17 protein-coding genes are annotated in these 19,275 nt (G+C 72.1%); 10 read left to right on the plus strand and 7 right to left on the minus strand.

Annotated features, from left to right (window positions below; genetic code table 11):
• Positions 1-42 precede the first annotated feature (42 nt).
• The 6 genes from menE to K8612_RS15910 are packed head-to-tail and all read right to left on the minus strand — an operon-like array spanning position 43 to position 7,535.
• On the minus strand, positions 43-1,506 hold the full coding sequence (gene menE / locus K8612_RS15885) for an o-succinylbenzoate--CoA ligase (RefSeq protein ID WP_223763027.1): 1,464 nt from the start codon (positions 1,504-1,506) through the stop codon (positions 43-45).
• A 41-nt stretch (positions 1,507-1,547) separates the two neighbouring features.
• Positions 1,548-2,702, minus strand: a complete 1,155-nt coding sequence (gene menC / locus K8612_RS15890) for an o-succinylbenzoate synthase (RefSeq protein ID WP_223762861.1) — start codon at positions 2,700-2,702, stop codon at positions 1,548-1,550.
• Positions 2,703-2,711: 9 nt separating this feature from the next.
• Positions 2,712-3,632: a 1,4-dihydroxy-2-naphthoate polyprenyltransferase gene (locus tag K8612_RS15895; protein WP_223762862.1), complete on the minus strand. Its 921-nt coding sequence runs from the start codon at positions 3,630-3,632 to the stop codon at positions 2,712-2,714.
• Entirely contained in the window at positions 3,629-4,480 is an 852-nt protein-coding gene (menH, locus tag K8612_RS15900) for a 2-succinyl-6-hydroxy-2,4-cyclohexadiene-1-carboxylate synthase (protein ID WP_223762863.1), read from the minus strand. The genes K8612_RS15895 and menH overlap by 4 nt, the downstream gene beginning before the upstream one ends.
• On the minus strand, positions 4,471-6,240 hold the full coding sequence (gene menD / locus K8612_RS15905) for a 2-succinyl-5-enolpyruvyl-6-hydroxy-3-cyclohexene-1-carboxylic-acid synthase (protein WP_223762864.1): 1,770 nt from the start codon (positions 6,238-6,240) through the stop codon (positions 4,471-4,473). Before menD ends, menH begins: the two co-directional genes overlap by 10 nt.
• Positions 6,240-7,535, minus strand: a complete 1,296-nt coding sequence (locus K8612_RS15910; RefSeq protein ID WP_223762865.1) for an isochorismate synthase MenF — start codon at positions 7,533-7,535, stop codon at positions 6,240-6,242. Before K8612_RS15910 ends, menD begins: the two co-directional genes overlap by 1 nt.
• 204 nt (positions 7,536-7,739) lie before the next feature.
• Between K8612_RS15910 and aroF the strand changes: the two genes are divergently transcribed.
• The 8 genes from aroF (at position 7,740) to K8612_RS15950 (ending at position 15,855) form a co-directional block, all read left to right on the plus strand.
• Positions 7,740-8,579 carry a 3-deoxy-7-phosphoheptulonate synthase gene (aroF, locus tag K8612_RS15915; RefSeq protein WP_223762866.1) on the plus strand — a complete coding sequence of 280 codons (840 nt, stop codon included), beginning with the start codon at positions 7,740-7,742 and terminating at the stop codon, positions 8,577-8,579.
• Complete coding sequence (gene ubiE, locus K8612_RS15920) at positions 8,576-9,265, plus strand: bifunctional demethylmenaquinone methyltransferase/2-methoxy-6-polyprenyl-1,4-benzoquinol methylase UbiE (RefSeq protein WP_223738133.1); 690 nt, start codon at positions 8,576-8,578, stop codon at positions 9,263-9,265. The genes aroF and ubiE overlap by 4 nt, the downstream gene beginning before the upstream one ends.
• Positions 9,246-9,845: a shikimate kinase gene (locus K8612_RS15925; protein ID WP_223762867.1), complete on the plus strand. Its 600-nt coding sequence runs from the start codon at positions 9,246-9,248 to the stop codon at positions 9,843-9,845. Before ubiE ends, K8612_RS15925 begins: the two co-directional genes overlap by 20 nt.
• Positions 9,845-11,092 carry a shikimate dehydrogenase gene (locus K8612_RS15930; RefSeq protein WP_255671723.1) on the plus strand — a complete coding sequence of 416 codons (1,248 nt, stop codon included), beginning with the start codon at positions 9,845-9,847 and terminating at the stop codon, positions 11,090-11,092. The genes K8612_RS15925 and K8612_RS15930 overlap by 1 nt, the downstream gene beginning before the upstream one ends.
• Positions 11,089-12,108 (plus strand): chorismate synthase, encoded by a 1,020-nt coding sequence (gene aroC, locus K8612_RS15935; RefSeq protein WP_223738130.1) that lies wholly within the window; start codon positions 11,089-11,091, stop codon positions 12,106-12,108. Before K8612_RS15930 ends, aroC begins: the two co-directional genes overlap by 4 nt.
• Positions 12,105-13,175 (plus strand): 3-dehydroquinate synthase family protein, encoded by a 1,071-nt coding sequence (locus K8612_RS15940; RefSeq protein ID WP_223762869.1) that lies wholly within the window; start codon positions 12,105-12,107, stop codon positions 13,173-13,175. Before aroC ends, K8612_RS15940 begins: the two co-directional genes overlap by 4 nt.
• On the plus strand, positions 13,172-14,467 hold the full coding sequence (locus K8612_RS15945; RefSeq protein ID WP_223762870.1) for a 3-phosphoshikimate 1-carboxyvinyltransferase: 1,296 nt from the start codon (positions 13,172-13,174) through the stop codon (positions 14,465-14,467). Before K8612_RS15940 ends, K8612_RS15945 begins: the two co-directional genes overlap by 4 nt.
• Before the next feature lie 86 nt (positions 14,468-14,553).
• A complete protein-coding gene (locus K8612_RS15950; protein ID WP_223738127.1) occupies positions 14,554-15,855 on the plus strand; it encodes a citrate synthase in 1,302 nt (433 codons plus the stop codon).
• A gap of 78 nt (positions 15,856-15,933) precedes the next feature.
• On the opposite strand, the gene K8612_RS15955 is transcribed toward K8612_RS15950, so the two are convergent.
• A complete protein-coding gene (locus tag K8612_RS15955; RefSeq protein ID WP_223762871.1) occupies positions 15,934-17,754 on the minus strand; it encodes a long-chain fatty acid--CoA ligase in 1,821 nt (606 codons plus the stop codon).
• A gap of 95 nt (positions 17,755-17,849) precedes the next feature.
• Between K8612_RS15955 and K8612_RS15960 the strand changes: the two genes are divergently transcribed.
• Together K8612_RS15960 and K8612_RS15965 are read left to right on the plus strand one after the other, a co-directional pair.
• The gene (locus tag K8612_RS15960; RefSeq protein ID WP_223738125.1) at positions 17,850-18,206 is read left to right on the plus strand and encodes a hypothetical protein; all 357 of its coding nucleotides are present in this window, start codon (positions 17,850-17,852) and stop codon (positions 18,204-18,206) included.
• 128 nt (positions 18,207-18,334) lie between these two features.
• Positions 18,335-19,132: a bifunctional nuclease family protein gene (locus K8612_RS15965; protein ID WP_223762872.1), complete on the plus strand. Its 798-nt coding sequence runs from the start codon at positions 18,335-18,337 to the stop codon at positions 19,130-19,132.
• Positions 19,133-19,275 lie beyond the last annotated feature (143 nt).

The following is a 19,275-nucleotide window of genomic DNA, read 5'->3' on the forward strand; positions in this document are numbered from 1 at the left end:
CAGCGAGTCCTGTGAACCCCACCCATCAGGAAAACAGGGTTGCTAGGACCCTGGCTGATACGGGGGATGAGACCGGGCGCGTTCCCTTAGGACGGGGCGCTCCACCTTGCTCATGGCGTTCCGAGGCAATGTTTCAATTGCAACAAAGCGGGTGGGCACCTTGAAGCGCGCCAGCGACTGGCGGCACCAGGCGTCCAGGTCCTCGGGGAGGGCGTGGCCGGGGCGCAGGACGACGAAGGCGACGGGGACCTCGCCCCACTGGGGCTCCGGCACGCCGACGACGGCGGACTCCAGGATGGCCGGGTGGTTGGCGAGGACGGCTTCGATCTCGGCCGGGTAGAGGTTCTCCCCTCCCCGCACGATGAGGTCCGTGCGGCGCGACAGGAGGGTGAGGCGCCCCTTCGCGTCCAGGACGCCCACGTCGCGGGTGCGCAGCCAGCCGTCATGGAAGGCGTCGCGCGTGGCCTCGCGCTGGCGCCAGTAGCGGGCCATGAGCGTGGGGCCGCGGACCTCCACGTCCCCTTCGTGTCCTTCACCGAGCGCCGCGCCGTCGGTCCCGACGATGCGGACCTCGAGCCCTGGCAGGGGCGGCCCCGCGGTGCGGCCATCCGCTTCCGAGGGGCGCTCGGTGGTGACCTGGGAGCAGGCCTCGGTGAGGCCGTAGGTCTGGAGGGCCAGGAGTCCCGCGGCCCGTGCCCGGGTGAGCAGGGCCGTGGGGACGGGACCTCCGCCGATGAGCGCGCACTGGAAGGTCGAGGGCAGCCGGCGATCCCTCCGCGCGTCCAGCACCCGCTCCAGCGTGGTGGCGACGAAGCTGGCGTGGGACGCGCCCTCCGTGTCGATGGCGTGGTTGACGGCGTCCGCGTCGAAGCGCTCGTGCAGGAGGAGGCAGCCGCCTTCGTAGGCGGTGCGCGTGAGCATGGCCAGGCCCCCGACGTGGAACAGGGGCAGCGTGCCCAGCCAGCGCGGCGCGGGGTGCGCGCCCAGGTTCGCCGCGGAGGCGCGGCATGAGGCGCGGAAGGCGCCTTCCGTGAGGACGGCCCCCTTGGGCCGGCCTGTCGTCCCGCTGGTGAAGAGGATGACCCGGGAGGTGTCCGCGTCCCAGGCGCGCTCGGGCACGGAGTCCCCCGTCACGCCGTCGGGGAAGGACTCCAGGGGCTCCGCCTCCGGGAGCCTGTCGCGCAGGGCACCGAGCGCCAGCGTGAGCCGGGGCTCGACGTCCTCCAGCAGGGGCCGCAGCTCCGCCGGTGTGAGCCGGGCGTTGAGCGGCGCGAAGATCGCGCCCAGGCGGCCCAGCGCCCAGAAGAGGAAGGTCACCGCCGGGTGGCTCGTGGAGAGCAGCGCCACGCGGTCACCCTGTGAGATGCCTCGCGCGGACAGGGCCTGCGTCCAGCGCGTCACCTCTTCGTCCAGCGCGCGGTAGGTCCAGGTCTGACCCGTGAAGCGCAGCGCCTCCGCATGGGGATGCTGCCGCGCGCCTCCGCGGATGGGGCAGTCGTAGATCATGGCCATGCAGCTCCGTGCGTGGAACGGCCGCGGCTCCCGGCCTAGCGGTCCCAGATGAGGTCCGGGTTCAATCCCAGCCCGGGCATGTCGCGCAGCCGCACGAGTCCCTGCTGGGGTTGATAGGGATGATCCTTGGGCTCGTCCGCGAAGAGCCGTCCCACGGCCAGGCCGGAGGCCAGCTCTCCTGACGGCAGCGCGGAGGCCAGGTGCGCGGCGCCTGCCCGGGCCACCACGCCGTCGATGGAGCTGGTGACGTACGCGTGCATGCCCAGGCGGGCCGCTCGCAGCGCCACCACCATGGAGGGCAGCAGCCCTCCGAGCACCATCGGCTTGATCACCACCGCGCCCACGGCCGGCCCGCCGCCCAGGTCCATCGTGAGGAGCGTGCGCACCGCGGCGGGCGTGGCGAGCGTCTCGTCCGCGGCGATGATGCACGGGGCGCGGCGCTGCACCCGCCACAGCGCCTGCAGGTCCTCCGGAGGCGTGGGCTGCTCCACCAGCTCCAGGTCGTACCAGCCCAGCCGATCCAGGGCGCGGTTGGCTTCGGGCTCCGTCCAGCCGCCGTTCGCGTCCAGACGCAGGCGCACGCGCGGCCCCACCGCGTCGCGCACGGCCCGGACCCGCGCCTCGTCCGCGTCCAGCGAGCGGCCCGCGACCTTCACCTTCAGCGTCTGATAGCCCTCCTCCACGGCCGCTCGCGCCTCCTGGGCCAGCGCCTCCGGCTCCTCCGCGCTCAGCAGCGCGTTCACCAGGACCTCCTGCCGCGCCTCCTCCGCGAGCAGCCAGCACAGGGGCACGCCCTTGCGCTGGGCCACCAGATCCAGCAGCGCCAGCTCCAGGCCATGCTGCGCGGCGGGGACGGGCTCCTCCGGATCAATGCCTCGGATCCGCGCGCCGCGCTGGCGCACCTCCTCGCTGGCGGACGGGACGAGCGTGGCCTCCACGCCCTCGATGCTGTCCTCCAGCGTCTGCCCCCGGAGCGAGCTCAGCCACGCGCGCAGCACCGTGTGCGTCATGGCCAGGGACTCCGTGCCGAACTCGGGCAGGGGCATGGCTTCACCCTGCCCCACGTGGCCTTCTTCGTCCCGCAGCCGCACGAGGAACCCGTCGCGCGTGGCGTAGGAGCCCCTCGCCGTCTTCAGGGGGTGGACCAGCGTGAGGTGCAGCGGAGTGAGCGTCGCCTCGATGATGCGCATGACGCCCCTTCAGCGCAGGTACAGCCCGACCGCGAACAGCAGCCCGAACACCATCTGGAGCTTCGCCGTCCCGCCCAGCGCGGGGTTGAGCGCCGCGCCCTGCGCCTTCAGCATCAGCTTCAGCGGCGGCACCACCAGCGGCAGGCTCAGGAGCGGCAGGAAGACCCAGGCGCTCGCATCGCCCCGGGCGTACAGCACGAACGGCGTGACGTAGGAGACGACCAGCAGCAGCACGTACTCGAACCGGCCGAAGCCCTGGCCGAAGCGCACCGCCATCGTGCGCTTGCCGGCCTTCACGTCCGTGCTCGCGTCGCGCTGGTTGTTCACGACGATGAGGCACGTGCCGATGGCGCCCACCGGCACCGACGCCCACCAGGCCGCGGGGCTCACGACGCCGGCCTGCACGTAGTACGTGCCCGTCACCGCGACGATGCCGAAGAAGATGAGCACGAACAGGTCGCCCAGGCCCAGGTAGGCCAGCGGAAACGGGCCGCCCGTGTACGCGTAGCCGCACACCAGCGACGCCACGCCGATGGCCACGATGGGCCAGCCGCCCACCGCCACCAGGTACAGCCCCACCAGCGTCGCCAGCGCGAAGCACCCGAGCCCGCCCAGCAGCACCGTGCCCGGCGCGATGAGCCCGCTCTGCGTCACGCGCTTGGGCCCCAGGCGCTCCTCGGTGTCCGCGCCCTTCTTGAAGTCATAGAAGTCGTTGATGAAGTTGGTGCCGATCTGGATCAGCACCGCGCCCACGAGCGCCGCGAGCGCGGGCAGCAGGCGCCCCACGCCGTCACCGTACGCGAGCGCCGTGGCGACGAGCACCGGCACCGCGCCGGCCGTCAGCGTCTTCGGACGCACCGCCATCAGCCACGTCTTCAGCGTGGGCCTGGGACGCGCCGCATCAGGGGGTGTGCTCACCAGGGTCGTCACGAGTGGATCGCCTCTCGCGCCAGGATGGCGTGTTCGAACTGCGGCGCTTCGTACCAGGGCGTCTGGAGGAACGAGAGCACTTCGCGCACGTACGCCTCCGGCGCCTCCAGGTGCGGGGCGTGGGTGACCCCGGCGAACGCGTGGCGCCACACCACCGGCAGCTCCGCCGCCATGCGCCGCGCCAGGTTCGTGAACTTCACGTCCAGCGCCCCGGTGAGCAGCAGCGTGGGCAGGCGCTGGCGGTGCAGCGCCGGCCAGTAGTCCGGCTGCACGCCCAGGCCCAGGGTCTCCAGCGCTCCGGCCAGCCCCTGCGCCGTGCATGCCTTGCGGCGCTCGCGCAGCGCGGCCTGCTCCGGCTCCGGCAGGCGGCGCAGTCCGTCGAAGAGGGGCAGCGCCTCCCACCGCTCCACGAAGGCGTCCACGCCTTTCGCGCGGATGAAGTCCACGAGCTTCGCGTCGGCCTCGCGCCGCTCGGAGCGCTCCTGGCGGCGGTGCAGTCCGGGCGATCCGCTCTCCATGATCAGCCGGCCGAAGCACTCCGGCGCGCGCACCGCGGCGCCCAGCGCCACCCGCGCGCCCTGCGAATAGCCGAGCAGATCCACCGGGCCGCCCAGCTCGCGGGACAGGCGGACCACGGCGTCCACGGTCTCCAGGAAGCCGTCACGGCCTGTCTTCTCCGGCAGCGGCGTGCGGCCGTGACCGGGCAGGTCCACCGCCACCACGCGCACGGAGCGGCCGAGCAGCGGACGCAGGTGCTCAAATGAAGCGCCGCTGCCGGTGAAGCCGTGCAGCGCCAGGAGCGTATGGGGGCCGTCCCCCCAGATGTCATAAGCGAGCGTCACGCCCATGGTCCTTCTCCCAGTGCGGCGGCCATCCGCGCGAAGAGGTGTCGGTGCGCATCCACGTTGGTGGCCCGGTCCACCTGGACCTCCACCAGGTGGAGGCCTCCCTCCAGCCCGGTGCGCACCGCCGCGCGCAGGGCCGTGGGCGTCGTGGGCCGCTCGAAGCGAGCGCCCGCGAGCGCCGCCGCGTGCGACAGGTCCATGCCGTGCGGCGTGCCGAAGAGGGCCTCGAACTCGTCCGGCTTCGCCACCTGCGCCAGCGGCAGGAAGGAGAAGATGCCGCCGCCGTCGTTGTTCACCACCACGACCGTCAGGGGCACGCGCGCCCGCGCCGCGGAGACGAGCCCGCCCACGTCGTGCAGCAGCGCCAGGTCGCCGGACAGGAGCACCGCGGGCCTGCCCGCCGCCGCGGCCATGCCCGCCGCGCTGGACACGATGCCGTCGATGCCGTTGGCCCCGCGGTTCGCCAGCACGCGCAGCGGCACGCCGCCGCCGTGGGCGAACGCGTCCACCGCGCGGATGGGCATGCTGCTGGACACGAAGAAGAGCGCGTTCGCCGGCAGCGCCGCCACCACCTCGCGCGCCAGCCGGGGCTCGGTCAGCGCGTCCGGCTGTTCACCGAGCGCCGTCTCCAGCGCGCTGCGAGCCACCCGCTCCGCGTTCACGAAGTCCCGCGCCCAGCGGCCGGGGCCTCGCGACAGCCCTTCCGTCAGCGCGCGGCACGCGAGCACCGCGTTGCCCTCCACCACCCGCGCGGCCCGGTGCGCCGGGTCGTACAGCGCGCCCTCGTCGCTGAAGACGGTGATGTCCGCGCCGGAGGCGTCCAGCCACTGCTGCGGCGACTTGGGCGTCAGGCCTCCGCCGAAGCGCAGCACCAGCTCCGGCGTGTGGCTCCGCGCGAAGGGCTCATGGCGCAGGAGCGCGTCGTAGAGCGACACGGTCAGCGGACCGCCCCCGTAGCGCGCCTGCGACGTGGCCTCCGCGAGCACCGGGTAGCCCGTCGCCAGGCTCAGCGCGGTGATGGCCTCCGCGAAGCCGTCGTCCTCGTCGCGAGGGCCGCACACGATGACGCCGCGCTCGGTGGCGGCGATGCGCGCGCGCACGTCCTCCAGCACCGCCGCGTCCGGGGCCCGCGACGCCTGCGCGATGCGGGTGAGGGGCGCGTCCGTCCGCCCTTCCCTCGCGAGCGCCGTCAGCTTCTCCGCGCCGAAGTCCTGCGCGATGGGCGCCAGCGGCTCGCGGAACGGCACGTTGAGCTGCACGGCGCCTCGGGGTGCGCGGCACGCGGTGCTCACCGCCCGGGCGGCCGTGGCCCGCAGGTGCGCGATGGCGGGGCTGGTTGCCTCGGGCAGGCCCACGTCCGCGTACAGCCGCGCGAAGTCACCGTAGAAGCGCCCCTGGGGCACCGTCTGCGGCGCGCCCCAGCCCTGCAGCTCCAGCGGCCGGTCCGCCGTGAGGATGATCAGCGGCACCTGGGCCATGGCCGCCTCGATGACGGCCGGGAAGAAGTGCGCGCCCGCGGAGCCGCTCGTCGCGACGAGCACCACCGGCTGACGCGACTGCTTCGCGATGCCCAGCGCGAAGAAGCCCGCGCTCCGCTCGTCGATGACGGACCAGACGCGCATGCCCGGCGTGTGCGCGCAGGCGAGCGCCAGCGCCGACGAGCGCGAGCCCGGACACACCACCGCGTGCCGCGCGCCGCCCCGCACCAGCTCCTCCAGGAGGGCCCGCGACCACAGCACGTTGAGGTTGGCGTCCAGGGACATCACCGGCCCCCCAGCGCGCGCAGCATCGCCAGACTCTTCATCTCCGTCTCCCGCCACTCGGACTCCGCGCTGGAGCCCGCGACGATGCCCGCGCCCACGAAGAGCCGGGCCTTCGCTCCGCGCACCAGCGCCGAGCGCAACGCCACCACCAGATGCGCGCGCCCGGGGCCCACCCAGCCCACCGGCCCCGCGTACCAGCCCCGGTCCAGGGACTCGTGCTCCACCAGGAACGAAAGCGCGCGCTCGCGCGGCGTGCCGCCCACCGCAGGCGTGGGGTGCAGCGCGGTGACGACCTTCGCGGTGTCCACGCCGTCCGCCAGCTCCGCGCGGATGCCCGTGCGCAGGTGCACCACGTTCTTCAGCGCGAGCACCGACGGCTGCGCGTCCGCGGACACGCTCGCCGCCACCGGCGTCAGCGCCTGGAGGATGTAGCGCACCACCGCTTCATGCTCGCGCCGGTCCTTGTCGCTCGCGTCCAGCGCCTCCGCGCCGCCCGGGGCCGCGGACCCCGCCAGCGCCTCCGTCTCCAGCCTGCGCCCGTCCAGCCGGCACAGCGTCTCCGGCGTCGCGCCCAGGAAGCCCGTTCCGTCCGGCGCGCGGAAGAGGAACGTCGCGCAGCGCGGGTTCTGCTCGCGCAGCCGCGCCAGCACGTCCACCACGTCGAAGGGCTCCGGCCCCTCCGCCTCCAGCGCCCGCGCCAGCACCACCTTGTGCAACTGGCCCGCGCCAATGGCCTCCACCGCGCGGTCCACCAGCGCCTCGAAGTCCGGCCGCGACGAGGCCGTGCGCAGCGCGACCGGCGCGCCCACCGGATGGCGGTAGGACTGGGGAAAGGACGCCCGCACGCGCTCCAGCCGCGAGCGCACCACGTCCTCCGCGCCCGCCCCCTCCGGAGCGAAGACCGCGACCGCCAGCGCGCTGCCCTCGCGCCACACCAGCACCTCCGGCAGCGTCCAGCGCGCCAGCCCATGCGAGCGCCACGCGCAGTCCACCGGCTGCGTGGGGCTGAAGCGCATGCCGCCGAACCAGGGGCCCGGCAACCGGGGGGCCTCCGCGTCCAACCACCGCACACGGTCGTGCCCGAGCGCGCCCAGCACCGCCGGCAACTCACCGGGCGCGTGCGCCTCCAGCACGCCCGCCTCACCCCACCCCGCCACCGCCTCGCGCGCCACCGGCCGCTCCCAGTACACGGAAGGAACGCCGAGGCTGCCCGCTCCCGCCAGCGGATCCACTCCGGGCAGGGGCATCATCCCGGCGACCCATCGCGGATCCTCAGCGGGACTGAGCGGCGTCATCAGCCATTCTCCTGCACCTCGGGGGAGGCGAGTGACATCACCTTCGATTGTCTTCTAAGCGATCTCGGCTATACATGCACCATGGAGTTCAAAACCGCTTGAACTCAATGGAACCCGAATTCCAGAAACTCCAGCGAGGGAGCCGCCGTGGGAGGCCAGCAACCAGACGACCCAGCCGGGCGGCGTGACCCGGGTGCACACCGGGTGCTTCGCGCAGCGCGTCCAGGCGGCACCCGCGTCCAGGTGGGGGCCGTGGAGGTGGGCGGGCCCGGCTTCGTGGTGATGGCGGGGCCGTGCGCGGTGGAGGGCGCGGAGCAGTTGGAGCTGGCGGCCCGCGCGGTGGCGCAGGCGGGGGCGCACCTCTTGCGCGGAGGCGTGTTCAAGCCGCGCACCAGTCCGTACGCGTTCCAGGGCATGGGGGAGCCGGGGCTGAAGCTGTTGGTGGACGCCGGACGGCGACACGGCCTGCCCATCATCAGTGAGGTGATGGAGACGGAGCAACTGCCCCTCATGGCGGAGCACTCGGACATCCTCCAGGTGGGCGCGCGGAACATGCAGAACTTCGGGCTGCTGCGCGCGCTGGGGCGGCTGCGCAAGCCGGTGCTGCTCAAGCGCGGGCTGTCCGCCACGGTGCAGGAGTGGCTCAACGCCGCCGAGTACATCCTGGCGGGCGGCAACGAGCAGGTGATGCTCTGCGAGCGCGGCATCCGCACCTTCGAGACCGCGATGCGCAACACGCTGGACCTGGCCGCGGTGGCGTGGGCGAAGGAGCGCACGCACCTGCCGGTCATCGTGGATCCTTCGCATGCGACGGGCATTCCGTCGCTTATCGCTCCCATGTCGCTGGCGGCAGCGGCCTGTGGGGCGGATGGATTGTTGATTGAAGTCCACCCCCGGCCGGAGCAGGCGCTGTGCGACGGTCAGCAGGCGATGTCGCCCGGGGATTTCGCTACGTTGATGCAACGGCTGCCGGGCGTGCTCGCCGCGGTGGACCGTCACCTTTGGACGCCGGCGGGGCCGGCACAGATCGCGGGGGCGCGATGAGCACCGAAGTCCGTCAGATGTTCTCCTCCATCGCCACGCGCTACGACGTGACGAACGAAGTCCTCTCCTTCGGCGTGCACCGTCTGTGGCGGCGTGCGGCGGTGAAGCTCAGCGGCGCGAAGGAAGGCAGCCAGGTCCTGGACTGTGCCACCGGCACGGGTGACCTGGCGCTGACGTTCAAGCGCACGGTGGGGCCCACGGGCCGCGTGGTGGGCACGGACTTCTGCCCGGAGATGCTGGAGAGCGCGCCGGCCAAGGCGGCCAAGGCGGGCCTGGAAGTGGAGTTCCAGGTGCAGGACGCCATGGCGCTCACCTTCCCGGACAACACGTTCGACGTGGCGTCCATCTCCTTCGGCATCCGCAACGTGGATGATCCGGTGAAGTGCCTCCAGGAGATGGCGCGCGTGGTGCGCCCCGGGGGCCGCGTGGTGGTGCTGGAGTTCGGCCAGCCCACGGGCCCGTACGGCGCGCTGTTCCGCTTCTACAGCAAGACGGTGATGCCGGCGATTGGCGGCCTGCTCACGGGCAACCGCGCGGCGTACCAGTACCTGCCCCGCACCGCCGCGGCCTTCCCCGCCGGCGAGCGCTTCCTCTCCCTGATGGACCAGGCCGGCGCCTACTCCGAGCGCGCCGCCCACCCCCTGCTGTTTGGAACCGCCTACGTCTATGTCGGCACCGTCCGTTGAGGCCCGGCGCCTTCTCGTCTCGCAAGTCGTCGCGTCGGTAGACCCCAGACTCCAGCAGGCGCTCCAGGGGGCACTCGCGTCCCCGGGGCCCTGCCCCCGCCCCGCCGGCGCGCAGACGGTCGTCATCGCGGGGCACCGGGCGGCCGGCAAGACGCGCCTGTTGCCGCTCGTCTCCCAACTGCTCGGCAGGGCCGGGCTGGACCTGGACGCGGAGCTGGAGCGCCGGCACGGGCGCCCGCTGCGCTCCTGGGTGGCTGAGTCCCCCACCACCTTCCGCGCCGCCGAGCGCGAGACGCTGGGCCTGCTGCCTCCGGGCAGCGTGGTGGCGGTGGGCGGCGGCTTCCTGTCGCACCATCCTGAGGCGCTCGCGGGGCACTTCACGCTCGTCGTCCCCGTCACCTTCGACACGTACCGCGAGCGGCTGATGGCGGACACCACGCGCCCGCGGCTGCGCGCGGACGTGTCGCTGGAGGAGGAGCTCCACTCGCTGTTCCATGAACGCGAGGCGCTGCACGCCCGCGTGCCCACCATCTCCCTGGCGGACTTCCTCCGGGGGTGTCTTGCCCAGGAGCCCGCGTGATGGCCACCCGGCGCATCATCACCCTGCCCCCCACCCTCACCGGCGCGGACGCCGTGGCCTTCGCGCGCGACGGCCTGAAGCGGGGCGCGGACGTCATCGAGGTGCGGACGGATCTGCACGCGCCCGGCGACATCGACCCGGAGGCGCTCGCCCGCGTGATGCCGCTGCTCGTCTCCGAGCGTGGAAAGCCGCTGCCGGCGCCGTGGGTCCAGGCCGCGTGGCGCGTGGACCGCGACGTGGAGCGCGCGCAGGACATGGACGCGCCGCCGGGGAGGCTGCTCGCGTCGCACCACGCGGAGGGCCCGCTGACGACGGAGGAGGCGCTCCGGCGCTGGTCCCGCCCCCTCCCGCCGGACGCGCTGGTGAAGCACGTGGAGCCCATGGACGGACCCGCGCACCTGGAGGTGCTGCTCCGGACGCAGGCCGCGCTGTCCCAGCGCTTCGGCGCCGAGCGCGTCACCGTGCTGGGCATGGGCCCTGTCGCCATTCCCGCGCGCGCGGTGCTGTCGCGCAAGAACGGCCTGGAGTACGTGGCGATGGGCGGCCCGTGGACGGCGGCCCCGGGACAGCGCCTGCTGGACGACGTGGTGCGCGAGCACCGCAAGGCGAAGGACCCGCTCGCGCTCCGCCTGGGCATCCTGGGCACCGCCATCGCGCACTCGCGCTCGCCGCGCATCCACCGCCAGCCGTTCGACCGCATCGACCTGGCCGAGGACGCGCCGGTGGAGGCGGTGGTGGACGCGCTGCTGCCGCACTACGCGGGCTTCGCCGTGACGAGCCCGTTCAAGATGCGGCTCGCGAAGCACACGGGCTCGTCGCTGGACGCCATCAACACGCTGGTGCGCCGGGGCTCGCGGTGGGAGTCCTTCAACACCGACACGGAGGGCGCGCGCGCGGTGCTGACGCGCCTGGGCGCGAAGGACGTGCCGGTGCTGGGCGATGGCGGCTCCACGCAGGCCCTGCGGCTGGTGGCCGCTGAACACGGGCTCGCCCTGCGGGTCGTCAAGCGCGCGGAGATACAAGCACCGCTGTCCGGGGATTGGGTCTGGACGTGGCCAGACCGCGTGGCCCCCCCTGACAACCTGCGATTCCAGGGGGCACGCGTGGCGGTGATCGCATACGGTGCGCCGGGCCGGCGCGTCGCCGCGGAGATCGTTCGCCGCGGGGGCACCCCACTCCTGCTCGGGGCGGCGTGGTTCGTCGCCCAGGCCCGGCGGCAGCGACAACTCTGGGAAACGGCGACATGAATACCTTTGGAACCCTCTTCCGGTTGACCACGTTTGGCGAGAGCCATGGCCCCGCGCTGGGCTCCGTCATCGACGGCTGTCCCGCAGGGGTGCCGCTCACGCGCGACATGCTCCAGGCGGCGCTGGATCGCCGGCGTCCCGGGCAGTCCGCGCTGGTGACGGCGCGCAACGAGCCGGACACCGTGGAGATCCTCTCCGGCGTCTTCCAGGACAAGACGCTGGGCACGCCCATCGCGGCCATTGTGCGCAACACGAACCAGCGCTCGCAGGACTACAACCAGTTGGCCACCGTGGACCGGCCGGGCCACGCGGACGCCGTGTGGCGTGAGCGCTACAAGCACCGCGACCACCGGGGCGGCGGCCGCACCAGCGGGCGCGAGACGCTCTGCCGCGTCATCGGCGGCACCGTCGCGGAGGCGTACCTCGCGCGCGACCTGCCCTCGCTGAGCACCGTCGCCTACGTCTCCCAGGTGGGTGAGCTGGTCGCCTCCGTCCCGCCGCCGGGCCTCACCCGCGCCATGGTGGACGCGCACGCCACCCGCTGCCCGGACGCCGCCGTGCGCGAGGAGATGTCCCGCCAGATCCTCGCCGCGAAGGAGGCCGGGGACAGCCTGGGCGGCGCCATCGACGTGCGCGTGGAGGGCCTGCCCGTGGGCCTGGGCGAGCCCATCTTCGGCAAGCTGAAGGCGCTCATCGCGCAGGCGCTGGGCAGCATCGGCGCGGTCACCGGCGTCGTGTGGGGTCCGCCGGATCTGCTCCAGCGCATCGGCCAGCCCGGCACGAAGTTCCACGCCGTGAAGGACGCGTACGGCGGCATCCAGGGGGGCCTCGCCAACGGTGAGCCCATGCAGGTGCGCGCCTTCTTCAAGCCGCCCGCGACGCTGGCGGATCACGCCAAGGGCGGCCGTCACGACCCATGCATCATGCCCCGCGCCGTCCCGGTGCTGGAGGCCATGGTGTCGCTCGTCATCGCCGACCTCGTCCAGCAGTTCAACGCCCGCCCCCACTCCGCATGAGCCCGCTTCCTCCCGGTTCCTACCGCCCCCCCAACGACCGCTGGGGTTCCTTCACGAAGCTCGTCGCCAGGCTGCCCGAGGGCAGCGTCGCCGTGGTGGACCGCACCGTCGCGCGCTTCCACCCCACGCTCATCCCCGCCATCGAGGCCCGCAAGCCGCGCGCCATCATCCAGTTGGTCGGCGGTGAGCGCGCCAAGAGCCTCAGCTCGCTCCAGAAGGTGCTCGCGGGGGGAATCATCCTGCCGCGCTCCGGCACGCTCGTCGCCGTGGGCGGTGGCACCGTCGGCGACGTGGCCACCGTGGCCGCGCACCTGCTCAAGCGCGGCGTGCGGCTGTTGCAGGTGCCCACCACGCTGCTCGCGGCGGTGGACAGCAGCCTGGGCGGCAAGGGCGCGGTGGACCTGACGGTGCGGGGCCGCGTGGTGAAGAACCCCGCGGGCGTCTTCCACTACGCGGATGAGACGTGGCTGTGCCCGGAGCTGTACGCCACGCTGTCCGACGCGCAGGTGCGCGAGGGCTCCATCGAGGCGTGGAAGATGGTCGCGTCGCTGGATGGGTCCCTCTTCAAGCGCTACGTGCGCACGCCGCCGTCGCTGGAGAAGCTGGTGAAGGACGCGCGCGGCCTGAAGGAGGACGTCTGCTCGAAGGACCCCTACGAGCACCAGGGGCTGCGCCGCGTGCTCAACTTCGGCCACACCTTCGGCCACGTGCTGGAGAGCCTGTCTCGCTTCAAGCTGTCGCACGGCGACGCGGTGGGCCTGGGCATCCTCTGGGCCCTGGACGTGGGCCGGCACCTGGGCATCACCCCGGAGCCCGTGGCGCATGAAGTGGAGCGCGCGCTGGCGCGGGGCCCGGGCGTGCTCGGGCGTGACCGCGCCGCGGAGCTGGCCCACCGCGCGCCGCTGAAGGACGTGGTCGCGCTGCTGGACGCCGACAAGAAGGCCGGCGCCAACGGCGAGCTGCGCATGGTGCTGCTCACCGCCGTGGGCACCGCCGAGGTCGTGGATGTGATGCCCAAGACGTGGCGGGCCCTGTGGCCCGCCTGGACCCGTGGAGCCCGCCCGTGAGCCACGCCTCGCCGAACCGCCTCACCGTCGACCCGAGCGCCTTGAGCGCCTCACCGCTCACCCCGCCCGTGTCGAAGTCGGACGCCCAGCGCGCCCTGGTGTTGGGACACCTCACGGGCGCCTGGCCGCTGCCGTCGGTGCAGGCGGAGTCGGACGAGGACCTCCCCGCGGACGTGCGCGTGCTGCGCCGGGGCGTGGAGGCCCTGCGCCTTCCCGCGGGCCCCGTGCGCGACGTGGACTGCGCGGACGGCGGCGCCCCCTTCCGCATCCTCGTCACGCAGGCCGCGGTGACGCCCGGCGCGCGCGTGCGCTTCACCGGCACGCCCCGCTTGGGTGAGCGCCCGCACGGACCGCTCTTCACGTCGCTCAAGGAGGCCCTGGGCCCCGCGGGCCTGACGCTCACCGAGGGCGCCCCGTGGCCGGTGGAGCTGCACGCGCCCCTGGACACCTCCAGGGTCGCGCCGGTGTTCCGCGTCCCGGGCGCGCAGAGCAGCCAGTACGCCTCCAGCCTGCTGCTGGGCTGCGCGGAGCGCTTCCTGCGGGAGAGGCGCGCGTGGAGCGTGGAGATCGAAGGCACGCTCACCAGCGCCGGCTACATGGACCTCACGGTGGCGTGGCTGCGCCGCTTCGGCTTCACCGTGGAACAGTCCGGAGGTCACTATTCCGTCACGGGTTATCAGGCGCCTGAATCCGTGCCATCACTGCCAGGCGACTGGTCCTCGCTGGGCTATCTGGTGCTCATCGCCTGGCGCACGGGCGGCACGGTGGAGCGCGCGGAGCCCCAGAGCGCCCACCCGGACCAGGCGATCCTCCGGCTGGCCGCCGAAGTGGGCCTGAGGATGCTCCCGTCCGGCGCGCCCAACACGTGGCGCTTCGAGGGCGAAGCCACGGGCGAGCTGCGCGCGACGGGCAAGGAGTGCCCGGACCTGCTGCCCACGCTGGCGGCGCTCGCGTGCGTGCTGCCCCGCCCCACCACGCTCAGCGACGTGGGCATCCTGCGGGTCAAGGAGAGCGACCGGCTGGAGGGCATCCGCACGCTGGTGTCGGCCTACGGCGGCACCACGGAACTGTCGGCCGGAGCCGACAGTGAGTCGCTCCGCATCCTCCCGCCGAAGGTGAAGCCCGCGCGCTTCGCCATGGACAGCCGGGGCGACCACCGCCTGGCGATGTCAGCGGCCACCCTGTGTGTGCTGTCCGGGGTGCCGCTGGAGCTGACGGGGCCGGAGTGCGTGGAGAAGAGCTTCCCGGGCTTCTGGCGGCAGCTCGCGCGGGCCGGCGTCCGCTATTCCTGAGCGGGCGCGCGGACCAGAAACTTCGCCTCCCGGACTTATCGTTCTTTTTTGTTGAAAGCGTCCGCCGCCCTGTGAAATCTCCGCCCATGCCCAAGGACACGCTGACCGTCACCGACAATCGGACCGGGAAGACGTACGAGATCCCGATCGAGAACGGCTGTATCCGCACCCCCGACCTGCGCCAGATCAAGACCGGCAGCGATGACTTCGGTCTGATGGGTTACGACCCCGCGTTCCTGAACACGGCGAACTGTAAGAGCGCCATCACGTTCATCGACGGTGACAAGGGCATCCTCGAGTACCGCGGCTACCCCATCGAGCAGCTCGCGGAGAAGTCCTCCTTCCTGGAGGTGGCCTACCTGCTGCTGAAGGGCGAGCTGCCCACGCAGAAGGAGCTGGACAACTTCACGTTCAACGTGACCCACCACACGCTGGTTCACGAGAACATCAAGTCCTTCATCGACGGGTTCCGCTACGACGCGCACCCCATGGCGATGCTGGGCTCCACGGTGGCGGCGCTGTCCGCGTTCTACCCGGACGCGAAGAACATCAAGGACGCACGCAGCCGTGAGATCCAGATCACGCGCCTCATCGCGAAGATGCCCACCCTCGCCGCGTTCTCGTACCGGCACGCGATGGGCCTGCCGTTCGTCTACCCGGACAACGACCTGTCCTACGTCGCCAACTTCCTGGCGATGATCAAGCGCATCGGCACGAGCGCCTTCAAGGTGCACCCCACGCTGGAGAAGGCGCTGGACGTGCTCTTCATCCTGCACGCGGACCACGAGCAGAACTGCTCCACCACGTCCGTGCGCACGGTGGGCTCCTCGCAGGTGGACCCCTACTCCGCGGTCGCCGCGGGCGTGGGCGCGCTCTACGGCCCGCTGCACGGCGGCGCCAACGAGGCGGTGCTCCGCATGCTCCGCGAGATTGGCAGCAAGGCCAACATCCCGGAGTTCATCAAGCAGGTGAAGGGCGGCGAGGGCGAGAAGAAGCTCATGGGCTTCGGCCACCGCGTCTACAAGTCCTACGACCCGCGCGCGAAGGTCATCAAGCGCGTGGCGGACGAGGTCTTCGACGTGACGGGCAAGAACCCGCTGCTGGAGATCGCGCTCGAACTGGAGCGCATCGCGCTCGAGGACGAGTACTTCGTGAAGCGCAAGCTGTACCCGAACGTCGACTTCTACTCGGGCCTCATCTACGAGGCGATGGGCTTCCAGGCGGAGATGTTCCCCGTCCTGTTCGCCATCCCCCGCACGGTGGGCTGGTGCGCGCAGTGGGAGGAGATGGTGACGGACAACGAGCAGAAGATCGCCCGTCCCCGTCAGGTCTACACGGGCTCCGCCCGCCGCGACTACGTCGCCCGCGAGAAGCGGACCGGCAAGTAGTCACCGGCCGCCAGGGCCGCTGAAGCACGAAGGGGCGCGGGACTCGAAGCGTGAGTCCCCCGCCCCTTTCGCTTTTCCCTAACCGTGGGCGGCGACGGGGCCGCCGGGCTCGCTGTAGAGCGCGTCGATGACGTCCGCGTACTTCTGCTCCACCACCTTGCGGCGCATCTTCATGCTGGGCGTGAGCTCCCCGCCGTCGATGGAGAACTCCCCCGGCAACACGCGGAAGCGCTTGATGGTCTCGAAGCGGGACAGCTTCGGGTTCACGTCCCGCTCGAAGGCCTCCTGCAGGTGCTGCTGGAGCCGCGCGTCGTTCACCAGCGCGGCCACGTCCTCCGGCCAGCCCTTCTCCCGCGCCAGCTTCCGCGCCCGGTCCGGCTCCAGCGTCACCAGCGCCACCAGGTAGTTGCGCCGGTCGCCCACCACCAGCGCGTGCCCCACGGGGGACACGGCCTTGAGCAGCTCCTCGATGTTCGCGGGCGACGTCTTCTTGCCGCCGGAGGTGACGATGATCTCCTTCTTGCGCCCGGTGATGCGCAGGAAGCCCTCGGAGTCCAGTTGCCCCACGTCGCCCGTGTGCAGCCACCCGTCCGCCAGCAGCTCCTGCGTGGCCTCTGGGTTGCGGTGGTAGCCCAGGCACACGTTGCCGCCCTGGACGAGGATCTCCCCGTCCTCCGCGATGCGCACCTCCACGCCCAGCATGGGGCGGCCCACCGTGCCCAGCCGGGCGCACTCGGCGGTGCTCACCGTGGCGGGGCCGGACACCTCCGTCATGCCCCACACCTCCAGCAGGACGACGTCGATGGAGGCGAAGAAGTCCAGCACGTCCCGGCCGATGGGCGCCGCGGAGGTGGCGTACAGCTTCGCCTTCTCCAGGCCGATGCGCGTCTTCAACGGATGGAACACCAGCCGCCGGGCCAGCGCGAACTTGGCCTCCATGAGCGACGGGACGCGCTCCTGGCTCAACACGCGCGTGTTGCGCTCCAGCGCCGTGGCGCGGGCCCACTCCACCAGCCGGCGCTTCAGGGGCGGCTGCGCGGCGAGGCCCTCCTCCGCCTTCGTCTTGAACTTCTCCCAGACGCGCGGCACCGCGAAGAAGAGGGTGGGACGCACGTCCTTGAGGTTCTGGCCCAGCGCGTCCAGCGAGTCCGCGAAGTACACCTGCATGCCCAACAGCAGCGGGCTGTGCAGGGAGACGATCTGCTCCGCGATGTGCGACAGCGGCAGGTACGACACCAGCCGCTCGTCCTCCATGTCCTGGAAGCCCAGGGTGTCGCCCAACTGCTTCGCCGTCCAGGCGAGGTTGCGGTGGCTGAGCGCCACGCCCTTGGGCTGGCCGGTGGTGCCGGACGTGTAGATGAGCGTGGCGAGCGCGTCCGGGCGGAGCGAGTGGACGCCGTCCCAGTAGGGGGCCTCGTCCGCCTTCGCGCCGGAGGCCAGCACGTCCGCGTAGCGCAGCACGCCCTCGGGCAGCGGCGTGGGCGCGTCCACCACGATGAGGTGCTGGAGCGCGGGCAGCCGCTTCTGGACCTCCAGGCCGGTGACCAGGTGCTTCGCGTTCTCCACCAGGAGGAAGCGCGCCTGGCAGTGGCCCAGGATGTAGACGAGCTGGTCCACGCTGCTGGTGGTGTAGAGCCCCACCGGCACGCCGCCCAGGGCCATGGCCCCCAGGTCCGCGACGTGCCACGCCTCGCGGTTGAAGCTCAGGATGCCCAGCGGGTCGCCGTCCCGGAACCCCAGCGCGTGCAGCCCCAGGGCGAAGCGCTTGACGCGCTGGGCGTAGTCGAACCACGAGGTGGGGACATAGGCGCCTCCATGCCGGGACCAGAGCGCCGGGCGGTGTTCCAGCCGCGCGGCCTGGTCATGGAGCGCATGCAGCATCGTCTTGGGCAGGTCCATCTGGTGAAACGTAGTGGAAGCGCCCCGCCCGTTCCACGTCCCCCCGTCTCAGGCGTTGACAGCATGTTCACCGGCTTTGTATGCCGCGCCCGACCATGAGCATCGACTTCACCTGCCAGAAGTGCGAGGCCAGCTTCGAGTTGGAAGCCCAGGACCTCATCGAGGGGACGGAGAAGATTGTCTGTCCCCACTGCGACGCGAAGGCGCCCGCCAACCTCACCGAGGACTTCGTCGCCGCGCTCACGGAGATGCGCGCGCAGATCGCCACCCTGAGCAAGAAGTTCGCGGTGACGATGACGCTCGAAGCCGAGGAGCTGGAGGACGAGCTCGACGACGAGGATGAAGACGAGGAGGAGGCCGACGAGGACGAGGACCTCGACGAGGACGAGGACGACGAGGAGTCCGAGGACGACGAGGACTACGACGACGAGGAGTCCGAGGACGACCGCTAGTCGCCTCGCGCCCCTCTTCCCGGCTGCCCGCCCGCCCTCCAACCGGGTGGGCCAGGGCCCGGGGGCCGCTCGCGACGGCGGAGGGGCGGTGCCCTCCCGGTGAAGGGAGAGGTGCGTAGCTTAGGGATGTGAAAACGTCCAACCGCGCCAACTTCTTCGTCGCTCCGTTCACGGCCGTGGTGCTGGCGCTGGGAGGAGCGTTGTTCCTTCCCGCGTTCGGGATCCCCGGCGCCATCGCCGCCTCCGACACGGCGGAAGGGAAGAAAGAGAAGCCCTGCATCACCGAGAAGGGCAGCGACCCCAGGGCCTGTTCGGAGCTGGTGGAGCTGGAGGTGAAGGACGTGGTGCCCTTGATGGAGGCGCAGACGCACGCCGTCGTGCTGACCACCAAGGACGGGGAGACGGTGCTCCCCCTCTTCGTGGACGAGGGCGCGGCGGTCTCCATCGCCTTCCGCCTCGCGGAGCGTCCGCCGCCCCAGCCGCTGTCGCAGGACCTGCTGGACGACGTGGTGTCCAAGCTGGGCGGCCGGGTGACGGAGGTCCGCATCGACGACCTGCGTGACAACGTCTACTCCGGCCGCGTCTTCCTCCAGCAGGGCAAGAAGGAGATGGCCCTGGACGCGCGGCCCTCCGACTCCATCGCCATGGCCATGCACAGCCAGGCCCGCATCCGCGTGACGCGCAAGGTGCTGGCCATGGCGGGCATCACCCGCTCGGAGATTGAGGCCCTCCAGAAGCAGCAGGACCTGGGCGTGGGCGGCAGCGGCCCCGGCCTGGGTGACGAGGACATGGGGCCCCTGCCCCCGCCGCCTCCCATGGGCCCCAGCGCCGGCCACCCGAAGCCTCCCTCGGAGGACATCGGCATGGACCACGCCACGAAGCCGCTGATGGAGCCCATGGGCAAGGGCCAGGAGATTGAGCTCTAGGCCGCCCTGGAACCTGGAACGATGAAAGCCCGGCCCCCCCTCCCAGGGTAGCCGGGCTTTCTTCGTCTCATGCGTCTGAGAGCCACGAATGGCGTGCGCCGGCTCGCGGTAACTTTCCGCCCAGCGCGTGAGGCGAAGAGTTA

It is taken from the genome of Corallococcus sp. AS-1-6 (genome assembly GCF_020037015.1).
Taxonomy (GTDB): Bacteria; Myxococcota; Myxococcia; order Myxococcales; family Myxococcaceae; genus Corallococcus.

Bases quoted from the DNA above. Each gene is read 5' to 3' on its own strand.
- aroC (WP_223738130.1), top strand. From the start codon at position 11,089: ATGAATACCTTTGGAACCCTCTTCCGGTTGACCACGTTTGGCGAGAGC.
- ubiE (WP_223738133.1), top strand. From the start codon at position 8,576: ATGAGCACCGAAGTCCGTCAGATGTTCTCCTCCATCGCCACGCGCTAC.
- K8612_RS15930 (WP_255671723.1), top strand. From the start codon at position 9,845: ATGGCCACCCGGCGCATCATCACCCTGCCCCCCACCCTCACCGGCGCG.
- K8612_RS15925 (WP_223762867.1), top strand. From the start codon at position 9,246: ATGTCGGCACCGTCCGTTGAGGCCCGGCGCCTTCTCGTCTCGCAAGTC.
- menD (WP_223762864.1), bottom strand. From the start codon at position 6,240: ATGTCCCTGGACGCCAACCTCAACGTGCTGTGGTCGCGGGCCCTCCTG.
- K8612_RS15950 (WP_223738127.1), top strand. From the start codon at position 14,554: ATGCCCAAGGACACGCTGACCGTCACCGACAATCGGACCGGGAAGACG.
- K8612_RS15910 (WP_223762865.1), bottom strand. From the start codon at position 7,535: ATGACGCCGCTCAGTCCCGCTGAGGATCCGCGATGGGTCGCCGGGATG.
- K8612_RS15955 (WP_223762871.1), bottom strand. From the start codon at position 17,754: ATGGACCTGCCCAAGACGATGCTGCATGCGCTCCATGACCAGGCCGCG.
- menE (WP_223763027.1), bottom strand. From the start codon at position 1,506: ATGATCTACGACTGCCCCATCCGCGGAGGCGCGCGGCAGCATCCCCAT.
- K8612_RS15940 (WP_223762869.1), top strand. From the start codon at position 12,105: ATGAGCCCGCTTCCTCCCGGTTCCTACCGCCCCCCCAACGACCGCTGG.
- K8612_RS15960 (WP_223738125.1), top strand. From the start codon at position 17,850: ATGAGCATCGACTTCACCTGCCAGAAGTGCGAGGCCAGCTTCGAGTTG.
- menC (WP_223762861.1), bottom strand. From the start codon at position 2,702: ATGCGCATCATCGAGGCGACGCTCACTCCGCTGCACCTCACGCTGGTC.
- menH (WP_223762863.1), bottom strand. From the start codon at position 4,480: ATGGGCGTGACGCTCGCTTATGACATCTGGGGGGACGGCCCCCATACG.